The 23,572-nt window shown below is 69.8% G+C and carries 24 protein-coding genes; 8 read left to right on the top strand and 16 right to left on the bottom strand.

Going from position 1 to position 23,572, the window contains the following annotated elements:
• Positions 1 to 54: 54 nt before the first annotated feature.
• Genes ABQE89_RS12215 through ABQE89_RS12200 form a run of 4 tightly spaced genes read right to left on the bottom strand, consistent with a single transcriptional unit; the run spans position 55 to position 2,896 of the window.
• Entirely contained in the window at positions 55 to 507 is a 453-nt protein-coding gene (locus ABQE89_RS12215; protein ID WP_448416757.1) for a PH domain-containing protein, read from the bottom strand.
• Complete coding sequence (gene ribH / locus ABQE89_RS12210) at positions 504 to 986, bottom strand: 6,7-dimethyl-8-ribityllumazine synthase (RefSeq protein ID WP_448416755.1); 483 nt, start codon at positions 984 to 986, stop codon at positions 504 to 506. The genes ABQE89_RS12215 and ribH overlap by 4 nt, the downstream gene beginning before the upstream one ends.
• Complete coding sequence (locus ABQE89_RS12205; RefSeq protein ID WP_448416753.1) at positions 983 to 2,254, bottom strand: bifunctional 3,4-dihydroxy-2-butanone-4-phosphate synthase/GTP cyclohydrolase II; 1,272 nt, start codon at positions 2,252 to 2,254, stop codon at positions 983 to 985. Before ABQE89_RS12205 ends, ribH begins: the two co-directional genes overlap by 4 nt.
• Positions 2,255 to 2,296: 42 nt before the next feature.
• Positions 2,297 to 2,896, bottom strand: a complete 600-nt coding sequence (locus tag ABQE89_RS12200; protein WP_448416751.1) for a riboflavin synthase — start codon at positions 2,894 to 2,896, stop codon at positions 2,297 to 2,299.
• Between the two features lie 87 nt (positions 2,897 to 2,983).
• Between ABQE89_RS12200 and ABQE89_RS12195 the strand changes: the two genes are divergently transcribed.
• Together ABQE89_RS12195 and ABQE89_RS12190 are read left to right on the top strand one after the other, a co-directional pair.
• On the top strand, positions 2,984 to 3,682 hold the full coding sequence (locus ABQE89_RS12195) for an LppX_LprAFG lipoprotein (RefSeq protein WP_448416749.1): 699 nt from the start codon (positions 2,984 to 2,986) through the stop codon (positions 3,680 to 3,682).
• Complete coding sequence (locus ABQE89_RS12190; protein ID WP_448416747.1) at positions 3,643 to 5,247, top strand: MFS transporter; 1,605 nt, start codon at positions 3,643 to 3,645, stop codon at positions 5,245 to 5,247. Before ABQE89_RS12195 ends, ABQE89_RS12190 begins: the two co-directional genes overlap by 40 nt.
• Position 5,248: 1 nt before the next feature.
• Here the strand turns inward: ABQE89_RS12190 and ABQE89_RS12185 are convergent, their stop codons facing one another.
• On the bottom strand, positions 5,249 to 5,419 hold the full coding sequence (locus ABQE89_RS12185; RefSeq protein WP_448416745.1) for a hypothetical protein: 171 nt from the start codon (positions 5,417 to 5,419) through the stop codon (positions 5,249 to 5,251).
• 194 nt (positions 5,420 to 5,613) lie between these two features.
• Between ABQE89_RS12185 and ABQE89_RS12180 the strand changes: the two genes are divergently transcribed.
• Genes ABQE89_RS12180 through ABQE89_RS12170 form a run of 3 tightly spaced genes read left to right on the top strand, consistent with a single transcriptional unit; the run spans position 5,614 to position 8,278 of the window.
• Positions 5,614 to 6,177 (top strand): type 1 glutamine amidotransferase domain-containing protein, encoded by a 564-nt coding sequence (locus tag ABQE89_RS12180; RefSeq protein ID WP_448416743.1) that lies wholly within the window; start codon positions 5,614 to 5,616, stop codon positions 6,175 to 6,177.
• 55 nt (positions 6,178 to 6,232) lie between these two features.
• The gene (locus ABQE89_RS12175) at positions 6,233 to 7,282 is read left to right on the top strand and encodes an ABC transporter permease (RefSeq protein ID WP_448416741.1); all 1,050 of its coding nucleotides are present in this window, start codon (positions 6,233 to 6,235) and stop codon (positions 7,280 to 7,282) included.
• 3 nt (positions 7,283 to 7,285) lie between these two features.
• Positions 7,286 to 8,278 carry an ATP-binding cassette domain-containing protein gene (locus ABQE89_RS12170; RefSeq protein WP_448416739.1) on the top strand — a complete coding sequence of 331 codons (993 nt, stop codon included), beginning with the start codon at positions 7,286 to 7,288 and terminating at the stop codon, positions 8,276 to 8,278.
• A 3-nt stretch (positions 8,279 to 8,281) separates the two neighbouring features.
• Here the strand turns inward: ABQE89_RS12170 and ribD are convergent, their stop codons facing one another.
• Genes ribD through ABQE89_RS12130 form a run of 8 tightly spaced genes read right to left on the bottom strand, consistent with a single transcriptional unit; the run spans position 8,282 to position 17,463 of the window.
• The gene (gene ribD / locus ABQE89_RS12165) at positions 8,282 to 9,283 is read right to left on the bottom strand and encodes a bifunctional diaminohydroxyphosphoribosylaminopyrimidine deaminase/5-amino-6-(5-phosphoribosylamino)uracil reductase RibD (RefSeq protein WP_448416737.1); all 1,002 of its coding nucleotides are present in this window, start codon (positions 9,281 to 9,283) and stop codon (positions 8,282 to 8,284) included.
• Complete coding sequence (gene rpe, locus ABQE89_RS12160; protein ID WP_448416735.1) at positions 9,280 to 9,978, bottom strand: ribulose-phosphate 3-epimerase; 699 nt, start codon at positions 9,976 to 9,978, stop codon at positions 9,280 to 9,282. The genes ribD and rpe overlap by 4 nt, the downstream gene beginning before the upstream one ends.
• 37 nt (positions 9,979 to 10,015) lie before the next feature.
• The gene (locus tag ABQE89_RS12155; protein ID WP_448416733.1) at positions 10,016 to 11,386 is read right to left on the bottom strand and encodes an RsmB/NOP family class I SAM-dependent RNA methyltransferase; all 1,371 of its coding nucleotides are present in this window, start codon (positions 11,384 to 11,386) and stop codon (positions 10,016 to 10,018) included.
• Complete coding sequence (fmt, locus tag ABQE89_RS12150; protein WP_448416731.1) at positions 11,383 to 12,312, bottom strand: methionyl-tRNA formyltransferase; 930 nt, start codon at positions 12,310 to 12,312, stop codon at positions 11,383 to 11,385. The genes ABQE89_RS12155 and fmt overlap by 4 nt, the downstream gene beginning before the upstream one ends.
• A 22-nt stretch (positions 12,313 to 12,334) precedes the next feature.
• A complete protein-coding gene (locus ABQE89_RS12145) occupies positions 12,335 to 12,871 on the bottom strand; it encodes a LemA family protein (protein WP_448416729.1) in 537 nt (178 codons plus the stop codon).
• Entirely contained in the window at positions 12,865 to 14,676 is a 1,812-nt protein-coding gene (locus ABQE89_RS12140) for a DUF2207 domain-containing protein (protein ID WP_448416727.1), read from the bottom strand. The genes ABQE89_RS12145 and ABQE89_RS12140 overlap by 7 nt, the downstream gene beginning before the upstream one ends.
• A 48-nt stretch (positions 14,677 to 14,724) precedes the next feature.
• Positions 14,725 to 16,725: a primosomal protein N' gene (locus tag ABQE89_RS12135; protein WP_448416725.1), complete on the bottom strand. Its 2,001-nt coding sequence runs from the start codon at positions 16,723 to 16,725 to the stop codon at positions 14,725 to 14,727.
• Positions 16,726 to 17,463: a lysoplasmalogenase gene (locus ABQE89_RS12130; RefSeq protein WP_448416723.1), complete on the bottom strand. Its 738-nt coding sequence runs from the start codon at positions 17,461 to 17,463 to the stop codon at positions 16,726 to 16,728.
• Here ABQE89_RS12130 and ABQE89_RS12125 point away from each other — a divergent pair.
• Genes ABQE89_RS12125 through ABQE89_RS12115 form a run of 3 tightly spaced genes read left to right on the top strand, consistent with a single transcriptional unit; the run spans position 17,462 to position 20,551 of the window.
• Positions 17,462 to 18,412, top strand: coding sequence for an alpha/beta hydrolase (locus ABQE89_RS12125; RefSeq protein WP_448416721.1), 951 nt, complete (start codon positions 17,462 to 17,464; stop codon positions 18,410 to 18,412). The two genes, ABQE89_RS12130 and ABQE89_RS12125, sit on opposite strands and share 2 nt — an antisense overlap.
• 17 nt (positions 18,413 to 18,429) lie before the next feature.
• Positions 18,430 to 19,023 carry a TetR/AcrR family transcriptional regulator gene (locus ABQE89_RS12120; protein ID WP_448416719.1) on the top strand — a complete coding sequence of 198 codons (594 nt, stop codon included), beginning with the start codon at positions 18,430 to 18,432 and terminating at the stop codon, positions 19,021 to 19,023.
• 55 nt (positions 19,024 to 19,078) lie between these two features.
• The gene (locus ABQE89_RS12115) at positions 19,079 to 20,551 is read left to right on the top strand and encodes a flavin-containing monooxygenase (RefSeq protein WP_448416717.1); all 1,473 of its coding nucleotides are present in this window, start codon (positions 19,079 to 19,081) and stop codon (positions 20,549 to 20,551) included.
• A gap of 62 nt (positions 20,552 to 20,613) precedes the next feature.
• Here the strand turns inward: ABQE89_RS12115 and metK are convergent, their stop codons facing one another.
• The 3 genes from metK to rpoZ all read right to left on the bottom strand — a co-directional run bounded on the left by metK (position 20,614) and on the right by rpoZ (position 23,512).
• A complete protein-coding gene (gene metK / locus ABQE89_RS12110; RefSeq protein WP_448416715.1) occupies positions 20,614 to 21,822 on the bottom strand; it encodes a methionine adenosyltransferase in 1,209 nt (402 codons plus the stop codon).
• Positions 21,823 to 21,933: 111 nt separating this feature from the next.
• A complete protein-coding gene (gene coaBC / locus ABQE89_RS12105) occupies positions 21,934 to 23,178 on the bottom strand; it encodes a bifunctional phosphopantothenoylcysteine decarboxylase/phosphopantothenate--cysteine ligase CoaBC (RefSeq protein WP_448416713.1) in 1,245 nt (414 codons plus the stop codon).
• A gap of 16 nt (positions 23,179 to 23,194) precedes the next feature.
• Positions 23,195 to 23,512 (bottom strand): DNA-directed RNA polymerase subunit omega, encoded by a 318-nt coding sequence (rpoZ, locus tag ABQE89_RS12100; RefSeq protein ID WP_448416711.1) that lies wholly within the window; start codon positions 23,510 to 23,512, stop codon positions 23,195 to 23,197.
• Positions 23,513 to 23,572: the final 60 nt, after the last annotated feature.

The raw sequence follows: 23,572 nt of genomic DNA, 5'->3' as shown, positions 1-23,572 counted from the left end.
TGGTCCCCGCGGCGCGACGGTGGGCTACGGTCGGACGATGGCGACGGCCCGCGGTCAGCGCGGGGTCGTGCCCTTGTAGCGCTCGACGAGTCGCCGCAACTGGTCCATCGCCTCGACCGCGCGGCCCTTGTCGACGGCCTGGATCGCCATCACCGGGATGTACTCGTCGTCGGGCAAGTCGACACGCGCCCACCGAGCGCCGAGCGGGAATGAGACGTCGACCACATCCGACCACGGGATCAGCCGGTAGCCGAACAGGTTTCGCACCGCGATACCCGCCGCGCCCGCGCGCACCCGGGACCGGGAGAACAACACCACCACACCCGCGATGACCGCGCCGAGCAGCGCGATCGCCACCTGATCGGCAGTCTGGAAGATCACCCCGGTCGACGAGATCTTCAGCAACGCCCCGACGGTGACGTGGATGGCCAGGATCACCGCGGCCGCGGCGTACGCGAAATACGGTGTCAGACGGGGCCGTATCTCGATGTCCCAGTCGTCGCTCATGACCGCGATCGCAACTCCCGAAGGGTCAGCGCGGTCGACAGCGCCGCCGCGGCGGCCTGGGCCCCTTTGTCCTCGGTCGAGGTCGCGAGGCCGGCCCTGGCCAACGCCTGCTGCTCGTTGTCGGTGGTGAGCACACCGTTGGCCACCGGCGTCGCGGAGTCCAGCGACACCCGGGTCAGGCCCTGGGTGACGGCGTCGCACACGTAATCGAAATGCGGTGTCTCACCGCGGATCACCACGCCCAACGCCACGACGGCATCATGGGTTTTCGCCAACGCCTGGGCCACCACCGGTATCTCGATCGCGCCGAGGACCCGCACCACCGTGGGATCGTCGATGCCCGCGTCGGCGGCGACCCGGCGCGCGCCTTCCAGCAGCGCATCGCAGATCGTTTCGTGCCACGTGCTGGCCACGATGGCCAGCGCCACACCGGAGGCGTCGAGCTGTGGCAGGTCGGGTACACCGGCCGCAGGGCTCATAGAGCTCCGCCGAACTCGCCCGGCATGATCTCGTCGTAGTCGTCGAGGCCGGTCAAGTCGTGGCCCATCCGGTCGCGTTTGGTCATCAGGTAGCGGATGTTCTCGGCGTTGGCGCGCACCGGCAGCGGCACGCGTTCGATGATGTGCAGTCCGTAGCCGTCCAGGCCGACGCGCTTGGCGGGGTTGTTGGTCAGCAGCCGCATCGATCGGACCCCGAGGTCGACCAGGATCTGTGCGCCGATGCCGTAGTCGCGGGCGTCGGCGGGCAGGCCCAGCTTGAGGTTGGCGTCCACGGTGTCGTCACCGGCGTCCTGCAGCTGATAGGCCTGCAGCTTGTGCATCAGGCCGATGCCGCGGCCCTCGTGACCGCGCATGTAGAGCACCACGCCCCTGCCCTCGCGGGCCACCATCGCCATCGCGGCGTCCAGTTGCGGGCCGCAGTCGCAGCGCCGTGAGCCGAACACGTCGCCGGTGAGGCACTCCGAGTGCACCCGCACCAGCACGTCGTGCCCGTCGCCGTGAGGTCCCGCGATGTCGCCACGCACCAGCGCGACATGCTCGACATCCTCGTAGATGCTGGTGTAGCCGACCGCGCGGAACTCGCCGTGCCGGGTGGGGATGCGGGCTTCGGCGACGCGCTCGACGTGCTTTTCATGCTTGCGGCGGTACTCGATGAGGTCGGCGATCGAGATCAGCGCCAGTCCATGCTCGTCGGCGAATATCCGCAGCTCATCGGTCTGCGCCATCGCACCTTCGTCCTTCTGGCTGACGATCTCGCAGATCGCGCCGGCGGGCTGCAGACCGGCCATCCGGGCCAGGTCGACGGCGGCCTCGGTGTGGCCGGGGCGACGCAGCACCCCGCCGTCCTTGGCGCGCAGCGGAACCACGTGGCCGGGGCGGGTGAAGTCGTCGGCGACGCTGGTGGGATCGGCCAGCAGCCGCATGGTGGTGGCCCGGTCGGACGCCGAAATACCGGTTCCCACTCCGTTTTTCGCGTCGACGGTAACGGTGTAGGCGGTGCCGTGTTTGTCCTGGTTCACCGCATACATCGGCAGCAGTCCGAGCTTGTCACAGATCGCGCCGTCCAGCGGCACACACAGGTAGCCGGAGGTGTAGCGCACCATGAACGCGACGAGTTCGGGAGTGGCCATTTCCGCGGCGAAGATCAGATCGCCTTCGTTCTCGCGATCCTCGTCGTCGATGACGACGACGGCCTTTCCCGCGGCGATGTCCGCCACCGCCCGCTCAACGGAGTCAAGCCTCGTCATCTCAACAGTATGAACCAATCCCGCACGCGACTTACTCCCCGTCTATTCCGGGGACTGGTTCATCAGCCGTTCGACGTACTTGGCGATGATGTCCACCTCGAGATTCACGTGCGCGCCGACCTCGGCCAGACCCAGCGTGGTGGCCGCCAGCGTGGTCGGGATCAGCGACACCTCAAACCAGTCGTGACCTAGTCCGGAGACCGTCAGCGACACCCCGTCGACGGTGATGGAGCCCTTTTCGACGACATACCGGGACAACGCCATGGGCAGCGCGATCCGCACCACCTCCCAGTGCTCAGACGGTGTGCGCGCGATCACATGGCCGGTGCCGTCGACATGCCCCTGCACGATGTGCCCGCCGAGCCTGCCGTCGACCGCCGCCGCGCGTTCCAGGTTGACCCGGGTGCCCACCCGGACATCGCGCAGGCTGGACCGGTTGAGGGTTTCGGCCATCACGTCGGTGCTGAACGCGCCGTCGGGTGAGACGTCGACCACCGTCAGACACACCCCGTTGACCGCGATCGAGTCGCCGTGGCGCGCATCGGAGGTGACCACGGGCCCGCGCACGACGATGCGCGCCGAGTCCCCGAGGTCTTTTCTCTCGACGACCTCGCCCAGTTCTTCGACGATCCCGGTGAACACGCAACCCAGGCTAGTTGGCCCCGCACGCTCGCGGTGACCGCATCGGCGGGGCGACCGACGGTCGCCGACACCCTCTACGATGCACTCATGCAGACCCGCCTCCTGGCGATCTTCGCCGCCCTTTTCGCCGCCGTTGTCGTTCTCGCAGGTTGCTCGGAGTCCTCCCAGGACACCGGTAAGGAACTGCCCGATGCGGCGACACTGCTGCAGCAGTCGGCCGAAACCACCAAGGCGCAGAACAGCGTCCATCTGAAGCTCACCGTCCAAGGCGAGATCGAGGACCTGCCGATCGAATCGCTCGAGGGCGATCTCACCAACACGCCCGCGGTCGCCGCCCAGGGCAAGGCCAACATCATCTTCCTGGGCCAGCGGTTGGAGGGCGTCGACTTCGTGGTCGTCGACGGCATCCTTTACGGCGCGATCAGCGCGGGCAGCTTCCAGGACTTCGGCCCGGCCGCCGACATCTACGACGTGTCGGCGATCCTCAACCCCGACGCCGGGCTGGCCAACGTGCTGGCCAACTTCTCCTCCCCCGAGGCCGACGGCAGGGAAACCGTCAACGGCGTCGAAACGGTCCGGGTGACGGGCGATGTCAGCGCGGACGCGGTCAACAAGATCGCCCCGCAGATCGCGGCCACCGGCCCCGTCCCCGGCACCGCGTGGATCACCGAAGACGGTGACCACGAACTCGTGCAGGCCAAGCTCGAACCGAGCCCCGGCAACAGCGTGACGATGACGCTCTCCGAGTGGGGCAAGCCGGTGACGGTCACCAAGCCGGCGGTCTGATGCCGGCGTCGCAGGCAGCCGGCACGGGAGTCATCACCTCGGCGACCAACCGCAGGGTCGCGATCAGCGCGGGCAGCCTCGCGGTCCTGCTGGGCGCGCTGGACACCTATGTGGTGATCGCGATCATCCGCGACATCATGTTCGACGTCGGGATCGCGGTCAATCAGATCCAGCAGGTCACGCCGATCATCACCGGCTATCTGCTCGGTTACATCGCGGCGATGCCGCTGCTGGGCCGCGCGTCCGACCGGTTCGGCCGCAAGCTGCTGCTGCAGATCAGCCTGGCGGGCTTCGCCGCGGGCTCGGTGGTCACCGCGCTGTCCACCGACCTGGTGCCGATGGTCATCGGGCGGGTCATCCAGGGCACCGCCAGCGGTGCGCTGCTGCCGGTCACGCTGGCGCTGGCCGCCGACCTGTGGGCGGCGCGCAACCGCGCCGCGGTGCTGGGCGGTGTCGGCGCCGCGCAGGAACTCGGCAGTGTGCTGGGCCCGATCTACGGCCTGTTGCTGGTGTGGGTGTTCCACCACTGGCAGGCGGTGTTCTGGGTAAACGTGCCGCTGGCCGCGATCGCGATGGTGATGGTGCATTTCAGCCTGCCCGCGAGACAGAAGACCGACGAGCCCGAGAAGGTCGACGTGGTGGGCGGCGTGCTGTTGGCCGTCGCGCTGGGCCTGGCCGTCATCGGGCTGTACAACCCCGAACCGGACGGCAAGCAGGTGCTGCCCAGCTGGGGGCTTCCGCTGCTGGTCGGGGCGCTGATCGCGGCGGTGGCGTTCTTCGCCTGGGAGAAGGTGGCCCGCACCCGGCTGCTCGAGCCGGCGGGCGTGCATTTCCGGCCCTTCCTCGCCGCGCTGGGCTCCTCACTGGCCGCGGGTGCCGCGCTGATGGTCACGCTGGTCAACGTCGAACTGTTCGGCCAGGGCGTGCTGGGCCAGGACCAGTCCCAAGCCACCCTGCTGCTGCTGCGCTTCCTGGTCGCGCTGCCGGTCGGCGCATTGGTCGGCGGCTGGCTGGCCACCAAGATCGGCGACCGGATCGTGACGTTCGCCGGCCTGCTCATCGCCGCGGGCGGCTACTGGCTGATCGCGCAGTGGCCGGTCGACCTGCTGACGAGCCGGCACGACCTGGGCGTGATCTCGCTGCCGACGCTGGACACCGACCTGGCCATCGCCGGTATCGGCCTCGGTTTGGTGATCGGTCCGTTGACGTCGGCCACGCTGCGGGTGGTGCCCGCCGCCCAGCACGGCATCGCCTCGGCCGCGGTGGTGGTGGCGCGCATGGTCGGCATGCTGATCGGCATCGCCGCACTCAGCGCATGGGGCCTGTACCGGTTCAACCAGTATCTACAGACCGTGCCCGTCAAGCCGGGGGCCGAGACCCTGGCCGAACGGCTGGCGGCCGAGGCCGAACGGTATCGCGAGGCCTACGTGATGCAGTACGGCGACATCTTCACCGTCACCGCGGTGGTGTGTGTGGTCGGCGCGCTGCTGGGACTGCTGATCAGCGGGCGCGCCGACCGCGCCGAGGAACCGGAGTCCGGCGACCACCTGATGCAGCGCCGGTAGGTCAGCAGCGCTCCAGGCCGCGGCCCATCAGGACCGGTTCGGCCGTCGCGGGTTCCGGCTTCGGCTGCTCATCGTTGAAGACCCGGATCACCCCGCAGACCAACGACTTGATGCCTCGGGGGTCGGGGCGAAGGTCATGGCGAATGTTGAGCCAATCCTGCAATGCAGTCATGCTCTCGTCCTTTGTTCGTCCTCACTCACTTGTGGTGTGTAACTCGTGGGTGGAAGGGCGCATTCCGCCGGGCGACGACGACCGGCCTTGTTTTCCGAGTGTACTGAGGGTCCGCCCTGATTGGCCTCCCGAAACGTCGGGTATGCGACCGAACAGATCACATTTCCGGACCACGACTCGAAGGGGAGAACACCATGGCACCGTCGCTGGACGGCAAGAAGGTCGCGTTCCTGGTGGCGCCCGAGGGCGTCGAACAGGTCGAGTTGACCGAACCCTGGAAGGCCGTCGAACGGGCGGGCGGAACACCGCAACTCGTGTCGACCGAGGTCGGCAAGATCCAGGCGTTCAATCATCTGACGCCGGCCGACACGTTCGAGGCCGACAAGTCCGCGGCCGACGTGTCGGCGGCGGACTACGCCGGCCTGGTGTTGCCCGGAGGAGTGGCCAACCCCGACCTCCTGCGCACCGACGCCGCCGCCGTCGCACTCACCAAGGCCTTCTTCGAAGCGGGCAAGCCGGTGGCGGCGATCTGTCACGCGCCGTGGACGCTGATCGAGGCCGATGTCGTGCGCGGACGCACGTTGACGTCGTGGCCCAGCGTCAAGACCGACCTCGTCAACGCCGGAGCCAACTGGGTCGACGAGGAGGTCGTCGAATGTTCCCGCGGCCCAAACACATTGATTTCCAGCCGCAAGCCCGACGATCTTCCCGCGTTCTGCGACGCGCTGATCGGGGCGTTTTCGGGCACTGTGTCGTAGGACACAGTCCCCCAACTTCGCCCGCGACCGAGCGCGCATCGGTAACGTCGCCGACATGCTGATGGCGGCGCTGCGCGACATGCAGTGGCGACGACGGCGTTTCGTCATCGCGATCCTGTCCACCGCGATCATCTTCGCGATGACGCTGGTGCTCACCGGACTGGCCAACGGATTCCGGGTGGAGGCAAACCGAACCGTCGACTCGCTCGGCGTCGACCAGTTCCTCGTCAAGGCGGGTGCCTCCGGCCCGTTCGTCGGCGCGACACCGTTCGCGCCGGTGGAGTTGCGCCGGGTGGCCGCGGCACCGGGGGTGGCGGCGGCCGCTCCGCTGACCTACGCGGGCGGCACCGCGACACTCGGTGAGTCCACCCGCAACGTCGGCATATTCGGCGCACCCGAGGGCGGCCCCGGCATGCCCGCCGCCTCGGAGGGGCGCCAACCGTCCGCACCCGGTGAGGTGATGGTGTCGAGCACGCTGGGACGCGGCCTGGGTGATGAGGTCGAGATCGCCTCGCAGACACTGAGCATCGTCGGAATCGTGCAGAACTCCACTGCGCTTGCCAACCTGCCCAACGTGTTCCTCACCACCGAGGGCGCTCAGCAATTGGTGTACGGCGCCGAACCGTTGGTCGCCTCGATCGGTGTGCGCGGCACGCTCGACCAGGTCCCGGAGGGCTACCGCACCGTCGATCGGGCCGGGGCCGTCGACGATCTGCTGCGCCCACTACGGGTGGCCGTCAACTCCATCACGATCGTCGCGGTTCTGCTGTGGGTGGTTGCGGCCCTGGTCGTCGGGTCGGTGATCTATCTGTCCGCGCTCGAGCGGTTGCGAGACTTCGCCGTTTTCAAGGCGATCGGCGTGCCGACGGCATCCATCGGAACGGGGCTGGCGATGCAGTCGGTGATCGTGGCACTGCTTGCCGCGCTGGTGGGCGCCGGGCTTTCGATGCTGCTGGGACCGCTGTTCCCGATGCAGGTGATCGTCCCACCGCAGGCCTTCGTCGGGCTGCCGGCACTGGCCTTGGTCATCGGACTGATCGCCAGCGCCACCGGCCTGCATCGCGCGGTCTCCGTCGATCCGGCACTGGCGTTCGGGGGTCCTTGAGCCGTGGGCGATCTCAGCATTCAGAACCTGGTGGTCGAATACGCCAGCGGCGCCGAGACCGTGCGGCCGATCGACGGCCTCGACCTCGATGTCTCGGCCGGGTCGCTGGTCATCCTGATGGGGCCCAGCGGTTGCGGTAAGACCACGCTGCTGTCGTGTCTGGGCGGGATCCTGCGGCCGACAGCGGGCACCATCAAGTTCGGCGATGTCGACGTCACCGCCCTCGACGGCCGGGAACTGACGAACTACCGCCGCGCTTCGGTGGGCATCGTGTTCCAGTCGTTCAACCTCGTTCCCAGCCTCACCGCACTGGAGAACGTGATGGTCCCACTGCTCGCGTCGGGGATGTCGCGCCGCGCGGCGCGCAAGCGCGCCGGGCAACTGCTCGCCAGGGTCGGTCTGCAGGACCGGGTTTCGCACCGGCCCGGCGATCTGAGCGGCGGACAGCAGCAGCGCGTCGCGGTGGCGCGTGCCGTCGCGCTCGACCCACCGCTGGTGCTGGCCGACGAGCCCACCGCGCACCTGGACTTCATTCAGGTCGAAGAGGTGTTGCGGTTGATCCGCGAACTCGCGTCGGGCGATCGGACGGTCGTCGTCGCGACCCACGACAGCCGGATCCTGCCCATCGCCGACCGGGTTGTCGAACTCGTGCCGGACTTTGCACCCACCGACCGCGCACCGGTGACAACCCGGCTGGAGGCCGACGAGGTGTTGTTCGAGCAGGGCAGCATCGGTGATCTGATCTACGTGGTCACCGACGGTCACATCGAGATCGTGCGCGAACTGGAAAGCGGCGGTGAGGAATTGCTGCGGCTGGCGGGTACCGGCGAGTACTTCGGCGAGATCGGCCCGGTGTTCCAGCTGCCGCGCTCGGCGACCGCGAGGGCGCGTACCGACAGCACCGTCGTCGGTTACACCGTGCGGTCGTTCCGGGAACGCCTCGGACTGGGCGGGTTACGCGACGTCATCGAACACCGCGCGCTGTCGCCGGACTGACCGTCAGCCGGGCACCAGGCTCAGCAGCACGTCTGGCCCGATCGGCTCGATGCCGTCGAACCGCCACCGCTGGGCGTGCGCGATCGACAGCACCCCGACGTCGTCGACGGCGGTGATGGGGCCGCCCAACAGGATCGGCGCCACATAGGCCAGGATGCGGTCGATCACCCCTGCCCGCAGGAACGCACCGGCCAGCGTCGGCCCGCCTTCGAGCAGCACATCGGTGCGGTCCGACAGCGCGGTGATGACCTCGTGCGGGTCACGCGTGCGGATCACCATGGTCCGCGAGTCGTCGTTGTTCACCTTGGCGTCCGAGGGGATGTCGCGTTCACCGACGACGACGCGCAGTGGTTGCCGCTCGGCCAGTGAGCCGTCGGGCCGTCGCGCGGTGAGCGCCGGGTCGTCGGCGAACACCGTTCCGGTGCCGACCACGATCGCGTCGGCGACCGCGCGTCTGCGGTGCACGTCGGCGCGGGCGGCCTCGCTGGTGATCCACTGGCTGCTGCCGTCGGCGGCCGCGCTGCGCCCGTCCACGCTGGTGGCGAACTTCCACGTGACGTGTGGTGCGCCGGTGCGTTGCTTGTGCAGCCACTCCCGCAGCGGGCCACCCGCGACGTCGTCAGCGAGCACGCCGACGACCACCTCGACACCGGATTGCGCGAGTCTGGTGGCACCCCCGGCGGCCACCGGGTTGGGGTCGCCGACGGCGTAGCACACCTTCGAAATCCCGGCTGCCACAAGCGCGTCCACGCACGGCGGGGTGCGGCCGTGGTGATTGCACGGTTCCAGCGTCACGACCGCCGTACCTCCGCGGGCGCGCTCCCCGGCCCGGCGCAAAGCGAGGACCTCGGCGTGCGGCCCGCCGGCCGGCTCGGTGGCGCCCACGCCGACGACTTCGTCGTCGGAAGCCAGGATCACGGCACCCACAGGCGGATTCGGGTAGGTAGCGCCCTTCACCCGTACCGCGTGCTCGATCGCGAGGCGCATCGCGGCCTCCGGGGTCATGCGCGCAGATGGTTGGAGGCGGTGGCGGCCTGTCGGCGCAGCGACTGCACCGCGGCGGCGGGATCCTCCGCACTGTAAACGGCCGAACCAGCCACGAAGCAGTCGACGCCTGCGACCGCGGCCTGTTCGATGGTGTCGGCGTTGATCCCGCCGTCGATCTCGACGAGGATCGTCAGTTCGCCGGAGTCCACCAGCCTGCGCACGGTGCCGACCTTGGGCAGCACCTCGGGGATGAACTTCTGCCCGCCGAAGCCGGGTTCGACCGACATGATCAGCACGGTGTCGAATTCCCGCAGGATCTCCAGGTAGGGCTCGATCGGCGTGCCCGGCTTGACCGACAGGCCGGCCTTGGCGCCCGCGGCGCGGATGTCGCGCGCCACCCCGACGGGATTGTCGGTCGCCTCGGCGTGGATGGTGACATTGTGCGCGCCCGCCTCGGCGTACGGCGGCGCCCAACGGTCGGGGTTCTCGATCATCAGATGGCAGTCCATCGGAATCTCGGTGCGCTTGAGCAACGCCTCGACCACCGGCAGACCGATGGTCAGGTTGGGCACGAAGTGGTTGTCCATCACGTCGACGTGCAACCAGTCGGCCCCGGCGACGGCATCGGCCTCGGCGGCCAGATCAGCGAAATCAGCCGCCAGAATCGACGGCGCGATCATCGGCGCACTGCGTCGCTCGCCCGAACCTGCCATGGTCATCACCCTATCTGGCGACTCTTCGCGCAGGCGCTCATGTCACCCTGAGCGCGGCGGCGAACATGGCGTCGGTGCCGTGCCGGTGCGGCCACAACTGCACGTACGGGCCGTCTCCGACGTCGGTGGCGGGCGCGAACAGCGGCCCGGCGTCCACGGCGGTCACCGGGTGGCGGCGCAGCGCGTCGGCGACCACGCCGACGGTCTCGGCGAGATGCGGCGAGCACGTCGCATACACCACGACGCCACCGGGCCGGGTCAGCCGGATCGCCGAGGCCAGCAGTTCCCGCTGCAGCTTGGTCAGCTGCGGCACGTCGGCCGGGGTGCGCCGCCAGCGGGCCTCCGGTCGGCGGCGCAGCGCGCCGAGCCCGGTGCACGGCGCGTCGACGAGCACCCGGTCGAAGCCGGGCGACAGGCCGGGATCGCGCCCGTCCACGCGCTGCACCTGCACCGGCAGCCCGCCGGTGTTCTGCTCGACCAGGTCGGCGCGCCGGGCGGCGGGTTCCACCGCCGTCACCGTGCCGTCGCCGACCAGCGCGCCCAGCAGTGCGGTCTTGCCGCCCGGCCCCGCGCACAGGTCCAGCCAGCGCCCACCGTCGGGCCCGTCGAGTTCGGCCCGGGTGAGCGCGAGCGCCACGAGTTGGGAGCCCTCGTCCTGCACCAGCGCGGCGCCGTCGCGCACCGGCGCCAGCCGGCCCGGGTCGCCGCCGGGCAGGTAGACGGCGTACGGGCTGTAGCGGCCCACGGTGCCGTCGACCTGCGCGGCGAGATCCTCGGCGGTCAGCACCCCGGGTCGGGCCGCCAGATGCACCGACGGGCGCTGGTCACCGCTGGCCAGCAGCGCGTCGAGTTCGTTCGCGCGCGCGCCGAGCGCGTCGGCGAACGCCTGGGCGATCCACCGCGGATGCGCGTGCACGAACGCGGTATGGCCCACCGGGTCGGCGGTGGCGTCGGGCGCCAGTTCGTCGACCCAGGACTTCTCGTCGCGCGCGGAGATGGTGCGCAGCACAGCGTTGACGAAACCGGCTCGGGCCGAATCGAATTCGATACCGGCCTGCTCGACGGTGGTGGATACGGCGGCGTGCGGTTCGACGCGGGTGCGCAGCAGCTGATAGGCGCCGAGCCGGAGCAGGTCCAGTAGCACCGGGTCGATGTCGGCCGGTGGGCGGCCCGCCGCCGCACCGATGACGGCGTCCAGCAGCCCCCGGGTGCGGCAGGTTCCGTAGGTGAGTTCGGTGGCGAATGCGGCGTCCCGCCCGGAGATCCCGCGCTCACGCAGCAGGGCGGGCAGGGCCAGGTTCGCGTAGGCGTCTCGCTCCGAGACGGCGCGCAGCACGTCGAACGCGGCCCGGCGGGCCGGATCCATTGCCCTGCGGCCTGGCCGACGCGGGTTGCGGGGCCTGCTCATTCGGCACGCGCGGTGTCGTCGAGTCGCGCGCCGCGGGCCCAGTCGGCGGCCGCCATCAGCTTCTTGCCGGGCGGTTGGATCGTCTGCAGCACGACCGGCTGGGATCCGGTGCCGATCCGGACGCCGTCGCGTGTGACGCTGATCTGTCCGGGCGCCATGGCAGCGGCCGTCTCGTCCACGGTGACGGGGCCCAGCTTGACGCGCAGGTCACCGATCATCGTCCAGGCACCGGGATTCGGGGTGACCGCCCGGATCCGTCGCTCGACGACGTGGGCGGGCAGATCCCAGCGCACACGCGCCTCCTCGACGGTGATCTTCGGCGCGACGGTGACGCCGTCGACGGGTTGCGGGACCGGCTGCAGCGAACCGTCGGCGATGCCGTCCAGCGTCCTCTCCAACAGCACCGCACCGGACACGGCCAGCCGGTCGAGCAGATCGCCAGCGGTGTCGGTGGGCCGGATGGTCTCGGTGACGACGCCGTAGACCGGCCCGGAGTCCAGCGCGGGTTCGATCCGAAATGTGGTGGCTCCGGTGATCTCGTCGCCCGCGGCGATCGCGGCCTGTACCGGTGCGGCGCCACGCCATGCCGGCAACAGCGAGAAGTGCAGGTTGACCCAGCCGTGTTCGGGCACCGCCAGCAGACGTTCGCTCAGCAGCGCGCCGTAGGCGACCACCGGGCAGCAGTCCGGCGCCAGTTCGCTCAGTTCGGCGACGAACTCCTCGGAGTTGGGGCGGGCCGGCCGCAGCACCGGGATGCCGTGGTCGAGCGCGAACCGGGCCACCGGTGACGGCGACGGCTTGGCCCGCCTGCCCGAGGCGGCGTCGGGGCGGGTCAGCACGGCGATCACGTCGTGGCGGGCGGACTCCACGAGCCGCTGCAGCGACGGCACGGCGGGTTCGGGAGTTCCGGCGAAGACGAGACGCACCGCGCCAGTGTAGAAGCGACGCTCAGCGCGGTGTCCGGTAGTACTCCCGTTCGTCCACCCCGGCCAGCGGCGCGACGAACATCCAGGGGATCGTGCCGAGCAGTCCGTTGAGGGTGGCCACCGCGTCGTTGTAGTACTGCCGCGCGAACGCCAGCTTGTTCTCCGTGTCGGCCAGGTTCTGCTGCAGGTTCAAGAAGTTCTGCGACGAGTTGAGCGCCGGGTAGGTCTGGCCGAGTGCCAGCAACGGCGCCAGGGCCCGCTCCAGGTCGTGTTCGGCGGCGCTGCGTTCGGCCACCGAGCGCCCGGCCGTCGCCGAGGTCAGTGCGGCCCGCGCGTCGGTGACGTGATCGAGGATGCCCTTTTCGTGGGCGGCGAAGGTCTGCACCGTGTGCACGAGGCTCGGGATCAGCGACGCGCGCCGGGTCAGCTCCACGTCGATACCCGACAGCGCCTCGGCGACACGCACGTCGGCGGCGCGGATCCTGTTGTAGCCGATGACGAAACCGGCCAGCGCCAGCACCGCCAGCACCAGCACGACGATCAGCAGAAGCCTCACCACGATCCGCCGCCTCCTCCCCCGCCGCCGCCACCTCCGCCGCCTCCGCCGCCGCCGCCTCCGCCACTGCTGGAGGACGACTGGGACGCGGTGTAGTGGCTGATCGATGACGATAGCGCCGATTCGAACGTATCGAAGCCCGAAGCGGAGCCGCCCGCGGACAGCCCCCAACCGCCGGCCGAGGACGAGTGGTACCAATCCGGTTGCGGGGCAGGCGTGCCCGTCGACGTCTGGTACTTCTTGGCCCACAACGCCGCCGCCCCCGCCGCCACGGCGAACGGCACGTAGGCGGAGTAGAGATCCTTGCGCGCACCGAAGTCGAATCGGGCCTCGGCGGAGTCGGTGGTCAGCAGGCGGTGGAATCCTCCTGCACGAGACCACAGTTCACGTCCTGCAATGGTGCGCCGAGAGCCCACGCCTTGCTGCCACGCTCCGATCGAGAACAGGAAGAACGCCGCGAACGGCAGCGCCCATATGGTGGCCGGGAAGAACCAGCGGAACACCCCGAAGAGCATCAGGACAAATGCGAGGGCGTTGGCGGCGCGCAGCCACAGTTCGCGGTTGGCGCTCACCATCAGTCCGTTGACGCGGGCCCACTTCTCGACCGCGGCGGCCATGTCGGTCTTGGCCTTGGCCAACTTCTCGCCGGACGTGACGCTCTTCTTCGCCTCGAACTCCGCGCCGGGTCCCATCACCTTCAGGGCCGAGCCCACCGCCACGCCGACCGGGTCGACGTCGGCCCAGGCGGCCCGCGTGGCGGTTCCGCGGATCTTCCAGTGGTTGTCTCTGACCTGGGTCAGCTCGACGAGGCCGCGTTCGGCGAGATGGAAAAGCGTCGCGGTGAGCCCGTTCTTGGGCACCGCCTCGGTGCGGATGTACTCGAGTTGCACCGGCCCGAGTCCCGGCGGCGGGGCGTACTGCAGCGGGAAGCCCGGTGAGGGTTCGACGGTGGTGCGGTACCAGAAGTACGCGCCGATCCCGAACGCCACGGTGAGGATCGCGACCCACACCACGCCCGGCACCGACTGGCCCAGGACCCGGTCCCAGGGGTGCGGCCAGGGTAGTTCGGCCCGGGGCGGGGTCGGCACGTCCACGCCCGCCCGGACCGTGACCGGTGTGCGCGGCGGCAACCGCAGTGCCGACAGTTCGACTCGGTCACCGCTGATGGTCAGGTCGACACATGCGGTGCCCACCCCCTGGCCGACCGAGCACTGTGCCTGCGGGACGCGGCCGGGCAGCGTGACGGTGATGTCCGCGCGGTCGATGCGGTTGTTCCAGCCCGGCGCGATGACGTTCCAGTAGAACACCGTCGGGAAGGCCTGCGCGCCGCCGGTCGACGTGGCGAAGGTCGCCTCGGCGCCGACCGTGGCGGGGTCCAGCACGCCGTCGATGGTGTAGCGGATCTCGAACACGTGGGTGCCGGGGCTGAGGTAGCGCTCGGGGTCGCCGATCTTGGCCACCCGGAAGCGTTCACCGCTCTCCCACAACATCTGGTAGGTCATCGGTCGGCCGTCGACCAGAATCGAGGTGACCTCGGGCGTCTGCCGCACCCGGGGGCTGTTCGGGTTGGCGACGTCCCAGTACTTGAACAGGCCGTGTCGGCCCGCGGGGAATTCGGCGGTGATCGTCTCGACGGCGTCGAGGTTGCCGTCGTCGTCGACGTCGTAGTCGGCCCGGTAGTGGGTGAACACGACGGGGTCGTAGACGTCGTCGGCGCCACCTTGGGTCCCGCCTTCGAACACCACCGGCCACGCCACACCAAACGCGATGAGTGCCAACGGAATCAGCGCGAGCAGCAGCCGCCGCATGTTCACCTCCCGTCCCGTGCGGGCCGTCTCAGGGGCAAATCGTCGGAATCACCCTATGTGCAACGGGTCGATTTGCACACGAACCGGCGGGTGGTCGTGGCGCGCGCTGAGTATCCCGACGGCCTTGCGCAGCGCCGCGGCCAGCGCCAGGCCGCCGTCGCGAGGCACCCGGACCAGCATCCGGTTCACCGGGTCGTCCGCAGGCAGGCCCGGTGGCCTGCGCGCGCCCGCGGGCAGATCGACGGGGCCCAGCAGTTCGGCCGCGCCGGGCAGTTGCGCGGTGTCCAGCAGGGCGTGCACCGCCTCGGGTGGGCCGTCGACCGCGGCGATGTGCACGGCGGGCGGCAGACCCACCTCGGCGCGCGCGTCGAACTCGGCGTCGGCGTGCCCGACCGGGTCCCAGCGGATCAGCGACTGCACCGTCGGGATCGCCGACTCGGCCACCACCGCGACCACGCCGCCGTCGTCACGACCGCGCACCAGGGTGGCGGCCAGCATCCAGCGGCGCAGGGTGTCCTCGGCGGCCCGCAGATCCTGCCTGCCGAGCAATGCCCAGCTGTCCAGTAGTAGTGCCGCGCCATATCCTTGCGCTGCAACGGGTTCGGCCCCGGGTGTCGCGACCACGACCGCGGGCTGGTCGGGCACGGTGTCCACCATCGCGTCGCCGCCCGAAGTGATCACGGTGGTGCCGGCGAACGCCCTGCCCAACTCCTCGGCGGTGCGGCGCGCGCCCACGACGACCGCGCGCACGGCGTCGGCGCCGCAGCGGGCGCAGCGCAGCGCCCGCTCCTCGCGACCACACCACCGGCACACCGCGCCCACGGTGTCGCGGTGCGGCAACGACATCGGGCCGGTGCAGGTGCGGCAGCGCGCAATCGTGCGGCAGCGCGCGCACGCCAGGGCGGGCACATAGCCGCGCCTGGGTACCTGCACGAGGACGGGCGCCCCGGACTCCAGCGCCCGGCGCGCGGCCTGCAGGGCCATCGACGGCAGCCGCGCGGTGCGGGCGGCCGGGTCGCGTTCCTGCGCGTAGCCGCTGTCCTCGACCGCGACGACGCGCGGCGCCCGCGACCGCACCACCGGCCGCAACGCCACCAGGTCGTGCGCCCAGCGGCTGCGCACCAGGGCGTGCGCCTCGGCGGTGCGGGCGAAGCCCCCGACTAGCGCGGCGCACCGCAGTTGGTGGGCCCGCAGCATCGCGACCTCCCTGGCGTGCGGATACGGGGCGCGCGGTTCGGCCAGGCTGTCGTCGCCGTCGTCCCACACCATCACCAGGCCCAGATCGGCGACGGGCGCGAATACCGCGCTGCGGGTGCCGATGACCACCCGGGCGCCGCCGCGCAGCACCGAAAGCCACCGCCGGTACCGCTGCGCGGGCCCCAGCCCCGCCGACAGCGCCACCACCCGCGACTCGTCGACGCATCGCAGGGCGGCGGCCGACATGGCGTCGACGTCGCGCTGATTGGGCACGATGACCAGCACACCGCGCCCGGCCCGCACGGTCACCGCGGCCGCTTCGGCCAGGCGGTCGGCCCAGGCCTCACCGGGCAGCACCTGCCAGACCGCCCGTGCGGCGCGTCCGTCACCGAGCGCGGCCAGGTACTGCTCGCCGCGGCCGTAAGCCGCCCACGCCGAGGTGTCGACGGGTTCGACGCTCACCGGCGCCAATTGCGGCGGCGCCTGCTTCTCGGCGCTGGCGTGCCGTGGCGGGACCGCCAGCCGCAGCACGTCGGCGCGGGTGCCGGCGTACCGCGCGGCGACGGCGTCGGTGAGCCGTCGCACCTCCGGGGTCAGCACCGGCTGCGCGGAGACCACCCGGTCCAGCCATCCGAGCTTGCCGACATGATCGGTGTCCGAACGTCTTTCGAGCACGAAGGCGTCGACCAGGCGGCCATGGAACCGCACCCGCACCCGCACCCCCGGCTGCGCGTCGTCGGACTGCTCGGCCGACACCAGGTAGTCGAACTCGCGGTCCAGGTGCGGTACGGACAGCATCGGCAGCACGCGCGCGATGGGCTCGTGCTCCGCCTGCTGCCTGGTGGTCGTCACCTAGGCAGATGTAGCAGATGCGGCCGACGGCGACGCGGCGCCGGTGGCGCGGCCGAAGAAGAAGCCGGCGGTGATCAGCAACAGCGATGCGCCGTACGCCCACCAGATCGGCACCGCGAGCGCCTCCGACCGCAGAATGAACCGGCTGATCCCGATCATCGCGTCCGACACCGCGAAACACACCGCGCCCAGCGCCGTCCACGGCGTGGGCAGCCGGGCCAGCAGCGCGGCGCAGACCATCGCGCCGAGCACCGCGATGTAGAGGGTGACCGGCAGCGCCATCCCGTCGGCGATCAGCCGCGGCCAGAACCACACCAGCAACGCGGCGCAGGCCGCGACGGTGACCGCGGCCGCGGCCATGCGCGGTTTCGACGGCGCCACCAGCGGCAGCAGCGCGGCCAAAAAGCACAGGTGCGCGACCAGGAAGGCGGCCAACCCGAGCACGAACGACGGCTCCCACCACGGCATCGCCAGCAGGAAGTCCCCGGCGGCCGAGAACAGCAGCGCCGCGACGAGCCAGCGCCGCTCCACGGTGATCGGGTGGGTCAGCGCCGCGATCGCCAACAACACCGCCGCCAGTGCCTTGACCGCGGGCTGCATGCCGAACTGGCCGGTCAGCTCGGCTCCCCACGGCAGTCGTGCGGCGGTGACGACGAGAAAGACCCCGTAGCAGGCACCGACGACGGCGGCGGCCGTCCACAGCCGCCTGGTTCGCCGATGTGCGTACGGTGTCCCCATGTCCGTCAGCCGGGAACCCCTGGATGCCATCCTGCAGAAGGTACTTGAGGCGGTTCCGTTTCAGTTGACAACCGACGGCGGTGTCGAGGCGGCGCGGCAGCGGTTCGGTGACCTACCGCAGCGTGAGGTGCATCCCGAACTGACCACTTCCGACCGCGCCATCGCCGGGCCCGCCGGGCCGATCCCGATCAGGGTGTACCGGCCCATCGAGACCGCGGGCGTCCCGCCGGTGGTGGTGTTCATCCACGGCGGCGGGTGGTCGGTCGGCGACCTCGACGGCTACGACGGCATCGCCCGCCGACACGTGGTCGGCGCCGACGCGGTGGTGGTGTCGGTCGACTACCGGTTGGCCCCCGAGCACCCCTACCCGGCCGCGGTCGACGACGCCTGGGCGGCCACGCAGTGGGTCGCCGAACACGCCGAGGAGCTGGGTGTCGACGCGAACCGGCTTGCGGTGGCGGGTGATTCGGCGGGCGGCAACCTGGCGGCGGTGGTGACCCAGCTGGCGCGGGACGCCGGCGGGCCGCCGATCCGCTTTCAGCTGCTGTGGTATCCGTCCACGACGTTCGACAGTTCGCTGCCGTCGTTCACCGAGAACGCCGAGGCGCCCATCCTGGACTCCGCCGGGTGTCGTGACTACACCCGCTGGTACGTCAAGGGTGCCGACGGGTTGGACATGTCGAACATGCCCGCCACGCTCGCGCCGGCCCGCGCGACGGACCTGTCGGGGCTGCCGCCCGCCTACATCGGGACCGCCGGCCACGATCCGCTGCGCGACGACGGGGCCCGCTACGCCGAACTGCTGGCCGCCGCCGGGGTTCCCGTCGAACTGCACAACGCGCCGACGCTGCCGCACGCCTTCGTCGCCTACGACGGGGTGGTGCCCGCGGCGACCGAGGCGACCGCTCGCGGGATGGCGGCGCTGCGCAGGGCGCTGCACACCGACTGATCGCGAAAGGAGCGCCAATGCCCAGGCCGTCGCGCCGCTCCGAGGTACGCGCGACAGCCGCGCGCGTGATCCGCGAGCTCGGGTACGGCTCGGCCAGGATGGATGTCATCGCCGACGAGGTCGGGCTGAACAAGGGCACGCTTTATCACTACTACCCGTCCAAGAGCGCGATCCTCTATGAACTGCTCTCCGACCAGGTCGACGCGACTCTGGCGTTGCTCGCGCAGGTGCCCACCACCGGATCGGTGACCGATCGCGTGCGTGAACTGGTGCGCCTCCAGGTGGGCCACGTGTTCACCCAGTACGACGAGTTGGCGGTGTTCTTTCACGAATTGCCGCTGATCGACAAGCATCTTCCCGAGGCGCAGGCCGCCGATCTGCGTCGCCGGATCGGCCGCTACGAGCGGTTCACCAAGCGACTGCTGAACTCCGGGATCCGGTCGGGTGAGTTCCGAGACGTCAACGCCAGCATGGTGATGTACTCGATCATCGGCATGCTGGCCTATGTGCCCGCGTGGTTTCGCGGCACGACCGAGAACGCCCGCGCCCAGCTGGCCGAGGAGCTGTGCGACTTCGTGCTGCACGGGTTGCTCATACCGTCGGGGCTTTGACGGTGCGCCCGGTGTCCGGTGGAATTGGGGGCGCCCCCGACGGAAGGCCGCACCCATGCCCGACCACCACACCGTCATCGTCGGCGCCGGATTCTCCGGCATCGGCGCTGCGATCAACCTCGACAGGGCCGGGCTGGGCGACTACCTGGTGATCGAGGCCGGCGAGGGGCCCGGCGGCACCTGGTACTGGAACACCTATCCCGGTATCGCCGTGGACATCCCGTCGTTTTCCTACCAGTTCTCGTTCGAGCAGAGCGCGGACTGGTCGCGCACCTATGCGCCGGGCGAGGAATTGCGGGCCTACGCCGAGCACTGCGTCGACAAGTACGGTCTACGGCCCAAGATCCGGTTCAACACCAAGGTGCGCGCCGCGGCGTTCGACGACGACGAGAACCTGTGGCGGCTCGCACTCGACACCGACGAGACGGTGACCGCCCGTTTCCTCATCAACGCCTGCGGGGTGCTGATCACCCCCAACCTGCCCGACATCGACGGGGTCGACTCGTTCGCCGGGCTGACCATGCACACCGCCCGCTGGGATCACGACCAGGACCTCACCGGCAAGCGCGTCGCGGTGATCGGCACCGGCGCCTCCGCGGTGCAGGTCATTCCCGAGATCGCACCGATTGTCAAGCAGCTCACTGTCTTTCAGCGCACACCGATCTGGTGCTTTCCCAAGGCCGACGTGCCGCTGCCGCCGGCGGCGCGTCAACTGATGCGGTTGCCCGGCGGGCACGCGGTGCAGCGCCTGCTCAGCCAGGCCTACGTCGAGTTGACGTTCACGCTGCCCGCGCAGTACTTCACCGTCAACCCGATGGCCAAGAACATGTCCAAGGTCGGCGAGGCGTATCTGCGCAAGCAGGTTCACGACCCCGTCGTGCGGGACAAGCTCACCCCGCGCTACGCCGTCGGCTGCAAGCGACCGGGCTTCCACAACACCTATCTGTCCACCTACAACCGCGACAACGTGGAGTTGGTCACCGAGCCCATCGACAAGATCACCGGCTCCGGCGTGGCGACCGTGGACGGTCAGACCCGCGACATCGACGTGCTCATCCTGGCGACCGGCTTCAAGGTGATGGACACGAGCGACATGCCGACGTATTCGGTCACCGGATCCGGTGAACGCTCCTGGCGCCGGCACTGGGACGAGCACCGACTGCAGGCCTACGAGGGGGTCAGCGTGCCGGGCTTCCCGAACTTCTTCACGGTGTTCGGGCCCTACGGCTATGTCGGGTCGTCGTACTTCGCGCTGATCGAGACCCAGACCCACCACATCGTGCGCTGCCTCACGCAGGCCCGGCGCAAGCGTGCGCGTCGCGTCGAGGTCACCCAGGAGGCCAACGACCGGTACTTCGCCGAGATGATGCGCAGACGCCACCGGCAGATCTTCTGGCAGGACAGCTGTCGGCAGGCCAACAGCTATTACTTCGACAAGAACGGCGACGCGCCGCTGCGGCCGACCACCACACTGGAGGCGTGGTGGCGCAGCCGCCGCTTCCCGCTCGACGACTACGCGTTCAGCTAGCGATTTGTGTGCGTTTTGCTGCGGTGAGCGATCCTAAACGCACACAAATCGCCGGCCGGGAACTAGACCGAGGCCTTGAGCTCGTCGACCTTGTTCAGCTGCTCCCACGGCAACTCGACATCGGTGCGGCCGAAGTGCCCGTAGGCCGCGGTCTGGGCGTAGATCGGGCGCAGCAACTCCAGATCGCGCACGATCGCGCCGGGGCGCAGGTCGAACACCGAGGTGATGGCCTTCTCGATGCGGGCCGGGTCCACCGTCTCGCTGCCGAAGGTCTCGACGAACAGCCCGACCGGGGCGGCCTTGCCGATCGCGTAGGCCACCTGCACCTCGGCGCGCTCGGCCAGACCCGCCGCGACCACGTTCTTGGCCACCCAGCGCATCGCGTAGGCCGCCGAACGGTCCACCTTCGACGGATCCTTACCCGAGAAGGCGCCGCCGCCGTGGCGGGCCCATCCGCCGTAGGTGTCCACGATGATCTTGCGGCCGGTCAGCCCGGCGTCGCCCATCGGCCCGCCCAGCTCGAACTTGCCGGTGGGGTTGACCAGCAGCCGGAAGTCGGAGGTGTCCATGGTGTCGTGGTTCAGGTCGGCGAGCACGGTGTTGACCACCTTCTCGCGGATGTCCGGGGTCAGCGTGCCGTCCAGGTCGATGCCCGCGGCGTGCTGGGTGGACAGCACCACGGTGTCCAGGCGCACCGGCGTCGTGCCGTCGTACTGGACGGTGACCTGGGTCTTGCCGTCGGGGCGCAGGTAGTCGAGCACCCCGTTCTTGCGGACCTCGGTCAGCCGCCGCGCCAGCCGGTGAGCCAGCGCGATCGGCAGCGGCATCAGCTCCGGGGTGTCCTTGATGGCGTAGCCGAACATCAGGCCCTGATCGCCCGCGCCCTGGGAGTCCAGCGGGTCGGCGGCGCCTTCCACGCGGGTCTCGTGGGCGGTGTCCACACCCATCGCGATGTCGGGCGACTGGGCGCCGATGCCGATGTTGACGCCGCAGGTCTCGCCGTCGAAGCCCTTCTCCGAGGAGTCGTAGCCGATCTCCAGGATGCGCTCACGCACAGTCTTGGTGATGTCGGCGAAGGCCTCCTTGGCCGCGGTGGTCACCTCACCGACGACGTGCACCTGGCCGGTGGTCACCAGCGTCTCCACCGCGACACGCGATCGGGGATCGTCGGCGAGCAACGCGTCGAGCACCGAGTCGCTGATGGCGTCACAGATCTTGTCGGGGTGGCCCTCGGTTACCGACTCACTGGTAAACAGCCGCGCTTTGCTCACTTCGATCCCTTCCGGTACTTAGCCTGCCGAATTTTAAGTTTTTCCTGTTGCACCCAAGCGTGCGCCCCGGCCGCGCGCAACCCTTGTGCGCAGCCAGTCGCATGATTCGAGTTATCTGCTGTTCTGCAGAAAGGCCACGATCGCGTCCACGATACGGCTGGCCATCCGAGTCTTCGAACCGTGTTCCAAAGCGGACTCCGTGCCGTCGGCCGCGAGCAGCCATCCGTCGTTGTTGTCCACTTCGAACGCCCGATTCTCACCGACGGCGTTGACGACTAGCAAATCACACCCTTTGCGCTGCAGTTTGGCCCGGGCGTGGAAGAGCACATCGCCGGTGGCGTCGCCGGTCTCCGCGGCGAACCCGACGATGGCCCGCATGTTGGGCAGCTGGCCGTCTGCGCGGGCCCGCACCGTGCCGGCGAGCACGTCGTCGGTCCGGGTCAACTCGATGACGTTGAATTCCTGCGCGCCGCCCTTCTTGATCTTGCTGGTCTGCACCGTCGCCGGCCGGAAGTCGGCCACCGCGGCGGCCATCACCAGCACGTGGGCGGCGGGTGCGTGCTTGGAGACGGCGTCTTTGAGCTGCGCGGCCGAACCGATGTGGACCACCTCCACACCCGCCGGATCGATCAGTCCGGCGGTGTTGCCGGCGATGAGCGTGACCTCGGCGCCGCGCTGGGCCATCACCCGCGCCATCGCGTAGCCCTGCTTACCGGAGCTGCGGTTGCCGATGAAGCGCACCGGGTCGATCGGTTCGCGGGTGCCGCCCGCGGTGACGAGCACCTTGACCCCGGCGAGGTCGTAGGGCAGGGCGTCGGTGCGGTCCAGCAGCAACTGGGCCAGAGTGGTGATCTCCTCGGCCTCGGGTAGCCGGCCCGCCCCGCTGTCGGTGCCGGTGAGCCGCCCGGAGGCCGGTTCCAGTACCACCGCCCCGCGGCGGCGCAACGTCGCGACGTTGTCGACGGTGGCGGGATGAAACCACATCTCGGTGTGCATCGCCGGGGCGAACAGCACCGGACATCGCGCGGTGAGCAGCGTGGCGGTCAGCAGATCGTCGGCGCGGCCGGCGACCGCGCGGGCCAACAGGTCCGCGGTGGCCGGAGCGACGACGACGAGGTCGGCCTCCTGGCCGATCCGGACGTGAGGCACCTCATGGACGTCGTCCCAGACGCCGGTGTGGACCGGGTTGCCCGACAACGCCTCGAAGGTCGCCGCGCCGATGAACCGCAGCGCGGACTCGGTGGGCACGACGCGGACCGAATGGCCGGCCTCGGTGAGTTGGCGGACCACGGTGGCCGCCTTGTAGGCGGCGATGCCTCCGGCGACACCGACGATGATCCGCTTGCGGTCCGTCACGCCAAAGGGCCCTTAGCTACTCGCCCTCGGTGTGCTCGAGCAGGTCCTGGTGGATCTCACGCAGGGCGATCGACAGCGGCTTCTCCTGGAGCCCCGGTTCGACCAGCGGGCCGACGTACTCGAGAATGCCGTCGCCGAGCTGGTTGTAGTAGTCGTTGATCTGGCGGGCGCGCTTGGCGGCGTAGATCACCAGCGCGTACTTGCTCGACACGCGTTCGAGCAGCTCGTCGATGGGCGGGTTGGTGATGCCCAGCGGGGTGTCGTATGCGCCGACGACGGACGTGTCGTTGTCGTCCACAGCGGTCAGCGCAGTGTCGGCGGGCGAAGTGCTCACGTAAAAATCTCCTGGCGTTTTGCGGGAATGCATGGGTGGCTCTCGGAAAACCCACGCCGT

The sequence above is a fragment of the Mycolicibacterium sp. XJ1819 genome, assembly GCF_053483675.1.
The sequence above is the reverse complement of the archived record's forward strand: the minus strand, read 5'-3'. Positions and strand labels throughout refer to the sequence as shown.